Source organism: Xylanibacter muris (genome assembly GCF_013166605.1).
Lineage (GTDB): Bacteria > Bacteroidota > Bacteroidia > Bacteroidales > Bacteroidaceae > Prevotella > Prevotella muris.
This window is the reverse complement of the sequence record NZ_JABKKF010000001.1, coordinates 68,892-83,018: the sequence shown is the minus strand read 5'-3', so window position 1 is coordinate 83,018 and position 14,127 is coordinate 68,892. Positions and strand designations below refer to the sequence as shown.

At 47.4% G+C, this 14,127-nt stretch carries 9 protein-coding genes; 4 read left to right on the top strand and 5 right to left on the bottom strand.

Translation table 11 applies throughout. The features are described from left to right. Nucleotides 1-490 precede the first annotated feature (490 nt). From HPS56_RS00260 to HPS56_RS00250, 3 genes are read left to right on the top strand one after another with little or no spacing between them, the layout of a single operon-like run. Nucleotides 491-1,657, top strand: coding sequence for an efflux RND transporter periplasmic adaptor subunit (locus HPS56_RS00260; RefSeq protein WP_172272039.1), 1,167 nt, complete (start codon nucleotides 491-493; stop codon nucleotides 1,655-1,657). A 54-nt stretch (nucleotides 1,658-1,711) separates the two neighbouring features. Then, nucleotides 1,712-4,813 carry an efflux RND transporter permease subunit gene (locus tag HPS56_RS00255; protein ID WP_172272037.1) on the top strand — a complete coding sequence of 1,034 codons (3,102 nt, stop codon included), beginning with the start codon at nucleotides 1,712-1,714 and terminating at the stop codon, nucleotides 4,811-4,813. 22 nt (nucleotides 4,814-4,835) lie between these two features. After that, nucleotides 4,836-6,020 carry a TolC family protein gene (locus tag HPS56_RS00250; protein ID WP_172272035.1) on the top strand — a complete coding sequence of 395 codons (1,185 nt, stop codon included), beginning with the start codon at nucleotides 4,836-4,838 and terminating at the stop codon, nucleotides 6,018-6,020. A 193-nt stretch (nucleotides 6,021-6,213) separates the two neighbouring features. Here HPS56_RS00250 and polA read toward each other — a convergent pair whose 3' ends face one another. Further along, a complete protein-coding gene (gene polA, locus HPS56_RS00245) occupies nucleotides 6,214-8,982 on the bottom strand; it encodes a DNA polymerase I (RefSeq protein ID WP_172272033.1) in 2,769 nt (922 codons plus the stop codon). A gap of 129 nt (nucleotides 8,983-9,111) precedes the next feature. Between polA and HPS56_RS00240 the strand changes: the two genes are divergently transcribed. Then, on the top strand, nucleotides 9,112-10,089 hold the full coding sequence (locus HPS56_RS00240; RefSeq protein ID WP_172272031.1) for a polyprenyl synthetase family protein: 978 nt from the start codon (nucleotides 9,112-9,114) through the stop codon (nucleotides 10,087-10,089). Between the two features lie 120 nt (nucleotides 10,090-10,209). Here HPS56_RS00240 and deoC read toward each other — a convergent pair whose 3' ends face one another. From deoC to uvrC, 4 genes are all read right to left on the bottom strand, one after another. Beyond that, nucleotides 10,210-11,145 (bottom strand): deoxyribose-phosphate aldolase, encoded by a 936-nt coding sequence (gene deoC / locus HPS56_RS00235; RefSeq protein ID WP_172272029.1) that lies wholly within the window; start codon nucleotides 11,143-11,145, stop codon nucleotides 10,210-10,212. Between the two features lie 5 nt (nucleotides 11,146-11,150). Then, the gene (locus HPS56_RS00230) at nucleotides 11,151-11,471 is read right to left on the bottom strand and encodes a nucleotide pyrophosphohydrolase (RefSeq protein WP_172273071.1); all 321 of its coding nucleotides are present in this window, start codon (nucleotides 11,469-11,471) and stop codon (nucleotides 11,151-11,153) included. Between the two features lie 35 nt (nucleotides 11,472-11,506). Continuing rightward, the gene (gene dtd / locus HPS56_RS00225; RefSeq protein ID WP_172272026.1) at nucleotides 11,507-11,959 is read right to left on the bottom strand and encodes a D-aminoacyl-tRNA deacylase; all 453 of its coding nucleotides are present in this window, start codon (nucleotides 11,957-11,959) and stop codon (nucleotides 11,507-11,509) included. Between the two features lie 180 nt (nucleotides 11,960-12,139). Further along, nucleotides 12,140-13,975 (bottom strand): excinuclease ABC subunit UvrC, encoded by a 1,836-nt coding sequence (gene uvrC / locus HPS56_RS00220; RefSeq protein WP_172272023.1) that lies wholly within the window; start codon nucleotides 13,973-13,975, stop codon nucleotides 12,140-12,142. Between the last annotated feature and the right edge of the window lie 152 nt (nucleotides 13,976-14,127).

The following is a 14,127-nucleotide window of genomic DNA, read 5'->3' as shown; positions in this document are numbered from 1 at the left end:
ATAGGCTATTCATGCTCGATGAACATGCTATTCACGACCGATGAATAGCATGTTCATCGAGCGAGAATGGCATGTTCATTTTTGGTGCACTTTTTGATTATTGTAACATGTTGTATATCAATGATTTATAAAATAGGGTAAGTGGTGCGAAAACGTAACAAGAAAAGTTATGAATTTCTATTACAAACAAAACGTGTTTCATGTCATATTTACAACATAAACCAATAATAATCGTAAATAAGTGGAATCCCCTTATATGTTTTTACCCCGAATCGTTCATCGGATTTAAAGTTTGCAACCGGGTTGCATATACTAATTGATATCTTTGCAAACATATTGTCGGGGATTGTCGGTGGAAAGATTCTTTTCCGCATTACCTCCCAACGAAAATGAAAACAATTATAAAACTCATTGATTAGAGTTTTTCAATACCGTTAGAGTGCGGTGTGTGATATAGTGATGATGATTAAGCATAAAAAATACATTGGAAATGAAATTAAATATATTTGTTTTGGCAACTATGGCGGCATTGGTGTCATGCGGCCACAGTCATGACGGAGAAGAGTCCGGCACAGGGCATCAGGAGCATGTGGCTGCCGGCGGTGACGAGAAAGGAGGGCATGTGCCACATGAGGGGATATATTTCTCAAAGGCTCAGGCGGCCGCCGCAGGGCTGAGGACGGAGACTGTGTCGCCCGGAGAGTTCCGGGAGGTGATACGCACAGGCGGACAGATAGAGGCTGCCATGGGCGATGAATATGTGGTGGCAGCCACATCTGCCGGAGTGGTATCATATCCGCCGGCCGTGATGACAGAGGGTGCGGCTGTGGCCAAAGGTTCCACTGTCGTGACAATATCTGCGAGAAATCTCACTGACGGTGATCCCTCGCAAAAGGCAAAGATAGCATACGAGACAGCGAAAAAAGACTATGAGCGTGCCTCGAAGCTTGTGGAGGACAGGATAATATCGCAAAAGGAATATGAGCAGGCGCGTCTCAGCTACGAGCAGGCACGTGCGGCTTACGGGGCGCATGCGGCCAATATGACACCTGCGGGTGTGAGAGTGGGCAGTCCGATAAGCGGATACGTGAAAAGCCGTATGGTAGGCAACGGAGAATATGTTTCCGTGGGACAACCGGTGATGACGGTGACGAAGAACAGGCGCATGCAGCTCAGGGCCGATGTGCCGGAACGTTTCTACGGGCGGTTGGCCTCAATAAAGGACGCCAACTTTGCAGTGCCGCACAGCAATAAGGTTTACCGTATGGACAATATGGGCGGGAAGCTTTTGTCGTATGGTAAGGCGTCGGGCGGCGTATCGCCGTATATACCCGTGATATTTGAGTTCAACAATACTGCCGATGTGATGCCGGGAGCATACGTGGAAGTGTATCTGCTTTCGGATGTGCAGGAGGGTGTGCTGTCTGTTCCCGTGTCGGCACTGACAGAAGAGCAAGGGCTTTATTTTGTCTATATCCGGGAAGGCGCAGAAGACTATCATAAGCGTGAGGTGACGGTCGGTGACGGTGACGGAGAGCGCGTGAGGGTGCTTTCCGGACTAAAACCGGGCGAGAAGGTTGTCGTCCGCGGAGCATATCAGGTGAAGCTGGCTGCGATGTCGGCCGTGATGCCGGAGAGCCACGGACACTCACACTAAACGAATTCTAAGTCAGGAGACTATCCGTAATATCCGTGAAAAAAAGATAAGAATATGCTGAACAAGATAATAAAATTTTCGCTCAACAACCGTATTGTTGTTCTTCTTGCCGCGGTGTTGCTTGTTGTCGGTGGAACATATACGGCCTCGAATATGGAGGTGGACGTGTTTCCCGACCTTAATGCCCCCACGGTGACGGTCATGACCGAGGCCGAAGGCATGGCGCCCGAGGAGGTGGAGCGGCTGGTGAGCTTCCCCGTGGAGACGGCGCTGAACGGAGCCACCGACGTGCGTCGTGTAAGGTCGTCGTCGACAACGGGCTTTTCAATAGTATGGGTTGAGTTCGACTGGGGCACGGACATTTACCGTGCGCGCCAGATAGTGTCGGAGAAGCTTGCCGAAGTGTCGGCATCGCTTCCACAGAATGTGGGCAAGCCGATACTCGGTCCGCAATCGTCGATACTGGGCGAGATGATGATCGTTGGTCTTACGGCCGACACCACATCTATGCTCGAGCTGCGCACCATAGCAGACTGGACGATACGTCCGCGCCTGATGTCTACGGGCGGAGTGGCGCAGGTGACGGTGATTGGAGGTGACATAAAGGAGTATCAGATTATGCTCAGTCCGGGCAGGATGAAGCATTATGGCGTGGGGCTGGATGAGGCGGTTGCTGTGCTCAGGGATATGAACCGTAATGCGTCCGGAGGTGTGCTCTATGAGTTTGGCAACGAGTATATTGTGCGCGGAATGCTGTCAACATCAGAGGTGGATGAGCTGAGGCGAGCCGTGGTGAAGAGTGATGCCGGAGGCGGTGCGGCCGTGACTGTCGGTGATATTGCCGAGGTGAGAATAGGAGGAAAGACCCCGAAGCTCGGTCTGGCGTCGGACAAGGGAAAGCCCGCAGTACTGATGACCGTGAGCAAGCAGCCCAACACAAGCACGCTCGACCTTACGGAAAAGATTGACGCCTCGCTGGAGGAACTTCGGAAAACGCTGCCGTCCGACGTGCATGTGAGCACGGATATATTCCGTCAGTCGCGGTTTATAGACAGCTCTATCGACAACGTCACGAGATCGCTCTATGAAGGAGGCATATTCGTGGTGATAGTGTTGTTCGTGTTCCTGATGAATGTGCGCACCACTGTGATATCGCTGATAACGATACCTCTGTCGATACTTGTGGCTCTCGTCACACTGAAAGTGATGGGGCTCACGGTGAACACGATGAGCCTCGGAGGCATTGCCATTGCCATAGGCTCTCTTGTGGACGATGCCATAGTGGATGTGGAGAACGTGTTCAAGCGTCTGAGGGAAAACCGTATGCTTGCGCCCGAGTCGAGGCGCAGCACTCTTAACGTGGTGTTCTATGCCTCACGCGAGGTACGCATGCCGATCCTCAACTCGACGATGATAATAATAGCAAGCTTCCTGCCGCTGTTCTTTCTTTCAGGAATGGAGGGAAGGATGCTTGTGCCGCTCGGAATAACATTCATAATATCGCTGTGCGCATCGACGGTGGTGGCCCTCACGCTTACTCCCGTGCTGTGCAGTTATCTGCTCGACAATGCCGGTGACGGTGGGGTGAGGCGCGAGCCCCTGTTTGTCATCAGGTTGAAAACCGTATATGGAAAAATGCTCGGACGGGCTTTGTCTCATCGCAGGACGGTGCTTGGAAGCGTGGCGGTATGTATTGTTGCCGCCATGGCGATGTTTCTCTCGTTCGGCCGCAGCTTCCTGCCACCGTTCAACGAGGGGTCGTTTACCATAAACATCAGCACTCTGCCGGGCATATCGCTCGAGGAGTCTGACAGGATAGGGCGTGCCGCGGAACAAATTCTGCTCTCTGTGCCGGAGATAACGACAGTGGGACGGAAAACGGGACGTGCAGAGCTTGACGAGCATGCCCTTGGCGTGAACAACTCGGAAATAGAGGCGCCTTTCGTGCTCGGGAAGAGGTCGAAGGACGAGGTGATGGCGGAGATACGCAGGAAGATGAAGACCATCCCGGGAGTGAATATAGAGATCGGCGCACCCATCACACACAGGATAGATGCCATGCTGTCGGGAACGAGAGCCAATATTGCAATAAAGCTGTTCGGAACAGATCTGAACAAAATGTATGAGCTTGGGGGAAAGATAAAGAAAGCGGTAGAGGATGTAGAGGGCATTGCAGACCTGAATGTGGAACAGCAGGTGGAAAGGCCGCAGCTGAAGATTGTGCCCAAGCGCGACATCCTGGCCGAGTATGGGATAACCTTGCCGCAGTTTGCCGGTATGGTGAATGTATTGTTGGGCGGGGAGACCGTCTCACAGGTATATGAGGGCACGAGGGCCTTTGATCTCACTGTGAGGGTGGATGACACAAGCCGCAGCACGATAAGCGGCATACAAAGGCTTATGGTGGACGCCAACGGGCGTAAGGTGCCATTGGAGAGCATTGCGGATGTGGTGTCGGCCTCCGGTCCTAACACCATCAGCCGTGAGAACGTGGCACGGAAGATAGTGGTGTCGGCAAACGTCTCAGGCAGAGACCTGCGCGGAGTGGTGGAGGATATCCGCGGGAGGATTGACAGAGAGGTGAGCCTGCCTGACGGATATTATGTAGAGTACGGCGGACAGTTTGAGAGTGAGCAGGCCGCGTCGCGCACCATCTTCATAGCTTCAGTATTCTCGGTGATTGTGATATTCCTGCTGCTTTACAACGAATTCAGGAGCTTCGTGCAGGCTGCGGTAATACTTGTCAACCTGCCTCTTGCGCTTATCGGTGGTGTGGCGGCTGTATATGTCACAAGCGGGATAATGAGCATACCGGCAATAATAGGCTTCATCTCGCTCTTCGGTATAGCAACCCGCAACGGCATGTTGCTCATGGAGCGTTACAACAGCCTGAGGGCAGAGGGAATGACAGTATACGACAGTATAATGAAAGGTTCGGAAGACCGTCTTAACCCTATACTCATGACGGCTCTTTCTTCGGCTTTGGCGCTCATTCCGCTTGCCATAGGCGGTGACTTGCCGGGAAACGAGATACAAAGCCCTATGGCGAAGGTGATACTCGGCGGACTGATAAGCTCTGTGGCGCTTAACGGGTTTGTCATTCCGGTGATGTATCAGTATATGGCAGAGTATAAGGAGAGAAAAGCGAATGTGTGATATTTTAAAAGATAAGGATGATATGAAGACAATTATATGTTTTGCTGTTGCGGTGTTTACATGTGCATCGTTGAATGCGCAGGACAACATCTCCGCTGTGGTCTCGGAAATAGACGTGAACAACACCACATTGAAGGCTTTGCGTGCCGACATGAAGGCGCAGCAGATAGGCAACCGCACGGGAATATTCCTTCCTAATCCGGAAGTGGAGTTCGGGTATCTGTGGGGTAGTCCGGGCAGTATAGGTACGAAGAAGGACCTTGGACTCACGCAGACGTTTGACTTTGCCACCGTCTCAGGAATGAAAAGGCGTATGGCGAAAAGCCGCGACCGTCTTGCGGAATACCAGTATATGGCAGACCGTCAGGCAATATTGCTTGAGGCAAGGAACTATTGCGTTGAGCTTGTATACTATAATGCCGTATGCAGAGAACTCGACAGACGCATATCACGGGCCGCAGAACTTGAGACGGCATGGAAGAGACGTCTCGACAATGGAGATGCCGGAATACTGGAATACAATAAGGCAAAGCTCAGCCTTGTCTCGCTCAAGGGAGAGAAGTCGCGCATGGAGGTGGAGCGCAAGGCCCTTCTGGCCGGTTTGCGAAGGCTTAACGGCGGCATCGACATAGCGTTTGACGACAGCAGTTACAACAGTTTGCCTATGCCTTCCGACTTTAACTCGTGGTATGCTTCAGCCGAGGCAAAAAGCCCGGCACTGAAGTATGTGCGCCAGCAGACTGAGGTGAGCAGGGGAGAGATGAAGCTCAGCCGTGCCGAGGGGCTTCCTAATATCTCAGCCGGATATACGTCGGAGAGAACCATGGAGGAGACTTTTCAGGGCATAAGTGTGGGCATATCCATACCTTTATGGGAAAACAAAAACAAGATCAGGCAGGCGAAGGCCGCCGTTTCCGCAGCGGAGGCGCGGCAGGCCGATGCCGTGGAGCAGTTTTATGTGCGTCTGCAGGAACTGTATGACCGTGCCGCGGGGCTTAAAAGTGTGATGGACGGATATCGGGAGACTCTTGCTTCTGCAAGAAACAACAATGAGCTGCTTGTCAAGGCTCTTGATGCCGGACAAATATCTATTGTAGACTATATAGTTGAATCATCTATGTATTATGACACTGTGGAGCAGGCTCTTGCGGCAGAACGCGACTACGAGCTTGCCAAGGCCGAGCTTTATTCCAATACTGGTGAATAGTCATTGTTTTCGGTATGAGGCATTGGCGTTGTATGGAAATATGATAAAAGCGTTTTACACATCGCGAAGCGATGTCCCTACATGTGGCAGGGTTTTGCAGATATACCTGATGCTTTCACATTCCATCCCTTTCCCTCCCCTTTGGGGAGGTTAGGAGGGGTTTATGCATACAGCCTGAATCCTTATATCGGAATCAGTGGGCCTCAAGCCAGTTGTCACCCCACCCGCAGTCGGCAACGAGCGGGACGTTCATCGGGAATGCGCTTTGCATTTCCTCGATGACAATTCTCTCGACCTTTTCCTTTTCCTCCGGGTATACGCTGAAGTTGAGCTCATCGTGTACCTGGAGTATCATTTTAGACCGTATGCCCTCGCGTTTGAAACGTTCGTATATCCTTATCATGGCGACCTTTATGATGTCGGCGGCTGTTCCCTGTATGGGAGCGTTAATGGCATTGCGCTCGGCAAATCCGCGTACCGTTGCGTTTCTGGAGTTTATGTCCGGCAAATATCTTCGGCGTTTAAACAATGTTTCCACATATCCGTTGGTGCGTGCGGTTTCCTTAGACTGTTCCATATAGTTCTTTACTTTCGGAAAGTTCTCGAAATATCCGTCGATAAGCTGTCTGGCTTCATCGCGGCTGATGTCGAGGCGGTCGGCAAGTCCCCATACGGTTATGCCGTAGATGATTCCGAAGTTGGCTCTTTTTGCTTTTGAGCGTTGGTCGCGGGTGACGCTGTCCATTGTTTCCTTGTATATTTTCGCAGCGGTTGCGGCATGTATGTCGTAACCTTCGCGGAATGCCTCTATCATGTTTTCATCACCGCTCAGATGAGCCATCACCCTAAGCTCGATCTGGCTGTAGTCAGCGGAAAAGAATTTACATCCCGGTTCGGGCACGAACGCTTTGCGTATCTCTTTGCCATCCTCGCCGCGAACAGGGATATTCTGCAGGTTGGGGTCGCTTGACGACAGTCGGCCGGTGGCTGTCACGGTCTGGTTGAATGAAGTGTGCAATCTTCCCGTACGTGGATTTTTCAGTTTGGGAAGGGCATCGATATATGTTCCGAGAAGTTTTTTCAACCCTCTGTGTTCCAATATGTCTGCTACTATCTCGTGCTTGCTTTTGATACTTTGTAAAACCTCTTCGCTTGTTATGAACTGGCCGGTCTTGGTTTTCTTGGGCTTTTCAACCAACTTCATTTTGCTGAACAGTATGTCGCCCACCTGTTTGGGGGATGCGATGTTAAACGGTTCTCCTGCAAGTTCATGTATACGGTGTTCGAGTTCATTCATTCTTGTTGTCAATATAATTGACGTTTCTTTAAGGGATTCCGTGTCAAGGCATACTCCGTTCATTTCCATTTCCGCCAATACGGGCATCAACGGCATCTCAATGTTATAGAACAAATCCTCAACACCGTATTTCTTTAATTCCTGTTCGAGTTTGTTTTTCAGTTGAAGAGTGATGTCCGCATCTTCGGCCGCATACTCGCAGACTTTCTCTGCGGGTATGTCTCTCATGTTTTTCTGGTTTCTTCCCTTGGGGCCTATCAGTTCGTCGATATGTATGGTTTTATAATTGAGATAGATTTCCGCCATGTAGTCCATATTGTGATATAGTTCCGGCTGTATCAGATAGTGGGCTATCATGGTATCGAACATTTTTCCGGCCAAGCGTACTCCGTATCCTGCCAACACTTCCAGATCGTATTTTATATTCTGTCCTATTTTGAGGATATTTTCGTTTTCGTATAGCGGTTTGAATATATTAACAATTTTTTGAGCTTCTTCGCGATTTGCCGGAACGGGAACATAAAATGCCTCTTTTTCCTCTACAGAGAAGCTCAATCCGACCAATTCGGCATCCAAAGCATTAGTAGAAGTTGTTTCCGTGTCTAAACTGAGAAATTCTTTTGTCATGAAATAATCACATATTTCCAACATATCATTCTCATTGTCAATCAGTTTATATTTGTGCGGTATCGTATTATGGTCCTCAAAACTGGCGTTTTTTTGTTCTTCCTGCCTGTCGGTCGTAAAAACAGAAAACAAATCAAGTTGGATATTATCTGTTTTTTGTTTATTTTCAGTCTTTTTAAGGATTTTGTCTTTGAGATTCTTGAATTCCAGTTCATCAAGAATTTTTCCTGTTTCTTCTTCGTTTGGCTCTGTGACCTTCAGTTCGTCGAGGTTTAGTTCTATAGGCACATCTGTCCTTATTGTGGCAAGGAATTTTGAGAATATGATTTTATCCTTGTTCTCTTCTATTTTCTTTTTAATAGCTCCTTTCAGCCGGTCTGTTTCTGCAAGCAGTTTTTCGATGCTTCCAAATTCGTTGATAAGTTTCACGGCTGTCTTTTCTCCGACTCCGGGGCATCCCGGTATATTGTCGGAGGCATCGCCCATGAGTCCGAGCAGGTCTATTATATGGAGTGGGGTGGATATGTTGAATTTCTCCATTATCTCTTTCGGTCCCATTGTGTCATATCCGTTATTTCCGAAGCGAGGTCTGAACATAAAGACGTTATCCCTTACCAACTGTCCGTAATCTTTGTCGGGTGTGAGCATATATGTCTCCACACCGGCTTCCCCGGCTTTGACAGCCAATGTGCCTATCACATCGTCGGCCTCGAATCCGTCGACTTCGACAATTTTTATGTTCATGGCCTTCAACAGTCTTTTTATTATGGGAACCGACATTTTAATGTCTTCGGGACATTCCTCTCTCTGTGCTTTGTATTCAGGGTAAGCTTCATGGCGGAATGTTGGTCCAGAGGGGTCGAAGGCTACGGCTATATGTGTAGGTTTTTCTTTTGTCAATACTTCGTTGAGTGTGTTTACGAATCCCATCACGGCCGATGTGTTGATGCCTTTTGAGTTTATACGCGGGTTTTTGATGAACGCATAGTATGCCCTGTATATCAAGGCGTATGCATCTAATAGAAACAGTTTGTGCATATATTTATTTTTGAACAGTTACTTTTATCTCTTTTAAAATGTAAAATTACTAAAAATACCACCAAAATCCCAATATTTTGCGTAATTTTGTATCATAATTTATTGTTCAAGGAAGTTAAGTTATTGTAAATGGACTTATTATCTCTGATAAAACATCCTATCGAGAGCGACTTAAGCGATTTTATAAAGTTGTTTGATCAGTCGCTTATGCATACTGACGGTCTTCTGTCCCAGGCTTTGGAGCATATCCGTAAGCGTGCGGGCAAGCGTATGCGTCCGATGCTTATATTGCTGATGGCCAGGAATTTCGGGCAAACAAGCAGTGTCACGCAAAATGCTGCGGTTGGTTTGGAGTTGTTGCATACCGCAAGTCTGGTGCATGACGATGTGGTGGACGAGAGCGGTGAGAGGCGCGGTCAGGCATCTGTGAATGCCGTGTATAATAATAAGGTGGCGGTGCTTGTGGGAGATTATCTTTTGTCTACAGCATTGCTGCATGTGGCCTATACGGATAATAACCGTATTGTTAAATATCTTTCCGAACTCGGCCGTACACTGGCACAGGGGGAGATTCTCCAACTTTCCAACATTCAGAATCTTGACATTTCGGAAGATATATATTACAGGGTGATAAGACAAAAGACGGCTGCGCTGTTTGAGGCTTGTTGTGTGATAGGTGCGCTTTCGGCCGGTGCGGGTGACGAGGAAATCGAGGCTGCCGGCAGATTCGGTCAGAATCTGGGTGTGATGTTCCAGATAAGGGATGATATTTTTGACTATTACGATTCAAGGGAGATAGGCAAGCCTACAGGTAATGACATGGCCGAGGGAAAGCTTACCCTGCCTGTGATATATGCACTGAACTCCGGTGGCAACGATGCTTTGCGTGCATTGGCCTATAAGGTCAAGCAACGTACGGTGAACCCGGAGGAGATAGCTGTATTGGTGGAGTTTACCAAAGAGCACGGCGGTATAGAATACGCGGAAAAGAAGATGGGCGAGTTTCATACGCTATGTCTTGATTTTATTGGTAAATATGTGAAGTATGATGTGATAAGGCAGTCGCTGAATGCCTATATTGATTATGTGGTGAAGCGCAGCATGTAGGCTTTACCCTGAAGAAGGGGATGGGCGTGAAAAAGGCCGCATGTCTTGTTGCATGCAGCCTTTGTATGAAATGCTGTCATTGTTTTTGTGTAGACGGCATTGCTTGTTTTAAACTGTATTTTAGAAGAATTTGGTCTCTTCTCCGGTTACTTCACTGAGAAGCATGTTGGCCAGACGGCTTGTTCCGAGCCGGAGCCACTCGTTTGTGAGCCATTTCTCGCCTAAGACCTCTTTTACTATCGTGTAGTATATGAGTGCGTCCATCACCGTATTAAGGCCTCCAGCAGGCTTAAAACCTACTTGTATGCCTGTTTTTTCATAGTATTCCTTAATGGCCTGGCACATTACGTATGCCGCTTCCGGTGTCGCGGCCGGTTCGAGCTTGCCTGTTGATGTCTTTATGTAGTCGGCTCCTGCATACATGGCTATGATTGAGGCTTTCTTGATATTGGCTGCTGTCTTCAGGCATCCTGTCTCAAGAATTACTTTCATTTTCTTTTCCCCGCAAACCTGTTTCAGCTCGCTTATCTCATCGGCCACTGTCTCATAGTCTCCGCTGAGGAACTTGCCTACAGACATGACGATGTCTATCTCTGTGGCACCGTCGTTTACCGCAAGTGCGGTTTCGGCCACTTTCACCTCAATTACAGCCTGTGACGACGGGAAACTGCCGGAAACGCATGCTATTTCCACTCCGTCTACCTCCAGTGTCTCAGACACGGTTTTGGCAAAGCACGGATATACGCATATTGTGGCCACGTGGGGCAGGTCGGGGTAGGTGGCGTCGAACTCGTTTACCTTTTCCGTGAAGGCGAGTATGCTGTCATCAGAATCCGTGGTTTTCAACGATGTAAGCTCAACGCTTCCCATAAGGAATTTCTTTACTTCAAGAGTGTCGTTCTGATGTACTTTTTCGGCTATGATTCTCCTTACGGCATCGCGTACTTCATCGTCTTTAATATCAGTGTTATAGCAGCTTAGAGCCTCTTCGTATTTGCTCTTTTGCTGGGCGCGGTTGTGGTGATGTATGTGCTCACCTTCATGGTTTGTTGTCATGGTTGTTATAATTTTGGATTGTTTATATGTCTTGTCTTGTCCCTTCGGGTTTTCTTTTCAATATTCTTGCGGAATTCTTCCGTCAGGTCGATTCCTGTCTGGTTGGCTATGCATATAAGCACCCATAGGACATCGGCAATCTCGTCACCGAGATCCGGTTGCTCACCGGTCTTGAAACTCTGGTCACCATATTTGCGTGCCATTATGCGCGCCATCTCGCCGACTTCTTCTGTGAGTACGGCCATGTTTGTAAGCTCGCTGAAATAGCGCACACCGTACGTCTTTATCCATTGGTCCACCTGACTTTGGGCTTCTTTTATTGTAATTTCGTTATTCATATATATTATAATTCCATAGTATGTTATTCTTTGTTTTTGGAGTCCATGCAGATGGTTACCGGACCGTCGTTGACCAGTGCCACCTTCATGTCGGCTCCGAATATGCCTGTGTATACAGGCTTTCCTGTCTCGTTTTCGAGAAGTCTGCAGAATGTCTCGTAGAGAGGTATGGATATCTCGTGTCCCGCAGCCTTCAGCCATGAGGGTCTGTTTCCTTTCTTGTAGCTTGCAAACAATGTGAATTGGCTTATCACCAGTATGTCGCCTTCCGTGTCGGTTATAGGCAGGTTCATTACACCGTTGTCGTCATTGAAAACACGTAGGGCGGCTACCTTTTTTGCCAGCCATTCAGCGTCTTCAATAGTGTCGTCACGGCATATTCCGACGAGTATCATATAGCCTTTGCCTATTGCAGACTTTATTTTCCCGTCTATAGCTACGGAAGCCTGGCTCACGCGTTGTATGACTATTCTCATTTTATTTCCATTTATGTTTTGTGTGTTTGTTTTGCCTCTATGATGCATTAAGGGTAGCTTGATCCTATGGGGATGGTCTGTATACGCATTGTTTGTATGCATGAATTTCAGACAATGATTGTAAATGCAAAATTAGTTTTTTTATTTCAAATAATTATATCATTGTTTTGCTTTTATCTTTCATTTCTCTCTTTTTTCATTAAAATGCTTATGTATTATGTCGGCTTTTGACGGTCCTACAATCTCTGAGAGGGTATGCAGGTCTGATTCTTTTATTCTTTTCACTGTTTTCAGCTTTGCCATCAGTTGCGTTTTTGTTTTTGGCCCGATGCCTTTTATGTCGTCAAGCTCTGAGTGCAGTGCATGCTTTGAACGTTTGTCTCTATGGAATGTTATGGCAAAGCGGTGTACCTCGTCCTGTATGTGTGTCAGCAGCCGGAACAGTTCGCTGCTTGTTTTCATTCCCACTACCATTGGAGGAAATCCGTATAACAGCTCGTTGGTTCTGTGGCGGTCGTCTTTTGCCAGTCCTGCTATGGGGATGCTAAGGTGCAGTTCGTCTTCAACCACCTCTCTCACCACTTCCATCTGACCTTTTCCTCCATCGGTTATAATCAGGTCTGGCAGAGGCAGGCACTCTTCCGTCAGGCGTGTATACCTGCGTCTGACCACTTCTTTCATGGAGGCGTAGTCATCAGGACCTGCCACTGTCTTTATATTGTATTTGCGATAGTCCTTTTTGCTTGGTTTAAGCATTTTGAAAACCACACATGCCGCCACGGCATCGGTTCCTGATATGTTGGAGTTGTCGAAGCACTCAATATGACAAGGCATTTCAGGCAGTTTAAGGCTCTCTTGAATCTCTTTCATGAGACGTACGGCCTTCTGTTCGGGATTGAGTTTTTCTGCCTGTTTCAGGCGGTCGAATCTGTATTGCCTGCCGTTCATTACGGATAGGTCGAGAAGTGTTTTCTTATCGCCTCTTAGCGGTACGGTAATGGTTATTCCGTCGAGGCTTGTGTTTATTCCGAAGGGTACGATAATCTCTTTTGAATCGCTTTTGAACCGTTCCCTCATTTCTATTATACCCAATAAAAGCAATTCTTCGTCTGTTTCGTCGAGTTTTTTCTTATATTCAAATGTGAATGACTGGTTGATGCTTCCGTTGCTGACGTGGATATAGTTGATGAATGCGGTTTGGCCGTCGCTTGTTATCGAGAATACGTCAACATTGTCGATAGTATGGCTTACCACCTCGCTCTTTGACACGAAATTGCTTATGAGTATATATTTCCGTTTAATCTCCTCGGCTTCCTCAAACCTCAGTTCTTGGGAGAGTCTTTCCATTTCCTCACGCATGTCTTTTAATACGGTGCGTGTGTTCCCTTTTAGAATCTCTTTTGCCTGTGCGATGTTTTTGAGGTAGCTTTCAAATGATTGTTTGCCAATGCATGGGGCTCCGCAATTTTTTATATGGTATTCCAAACAGGCCTTATACTTGCCCTGCTCTATGCCGTCTTTGGTTATCGGAAAACGGCATGTACGTGGGTGGTATAGTTTTTTTATTAGCTCTATTATGGCATTCATAGTGCCGGAATGGGAGTATGGCCCGTAGAAAGTTCCGTATTTCTTGTCTATGGTTCTTGTTTTGAATATGCGTGGGAACATTTCGTTTGTTATGCATATACTCGGATATGTCTTTCCGTCTTTAAGCAACACATTATACTTGGGATTATATTTTTTTATGAGGTTGTTTTCAAGCAGGAGAGCGTCCTCTTCTGTGTTTACTACAGTATATGAAATATCATGTATCTTGCTTACAAGAACTTTTGTCTTATATCTGTCCACTTCACTATGGAAATAAGATGATACGCGGCTTTTCAGGCTTTTGGCCTTGCCCACATAGATTATGACTTTGTTTTCATCGTAGAACTGATAGCTTCCCGGTTTGTCAGGAAGTCGGCTTACGATGCCTTTTAAATATGCAATGCGCTTATCGTTTTCTTCTTTTTTCATTCTTCGTAACGACTTTATTTTAAGTGTTTTTATATTATTTTGTTTCACGTGAAACTTATGCTTTGCCTGTGCGTGTTTTTTCTTTTTGTGCGCTTTTTTTAGTAATGCAAATTTAAATAAAATCCGTAATACTATATGCCTGAGGAATGATA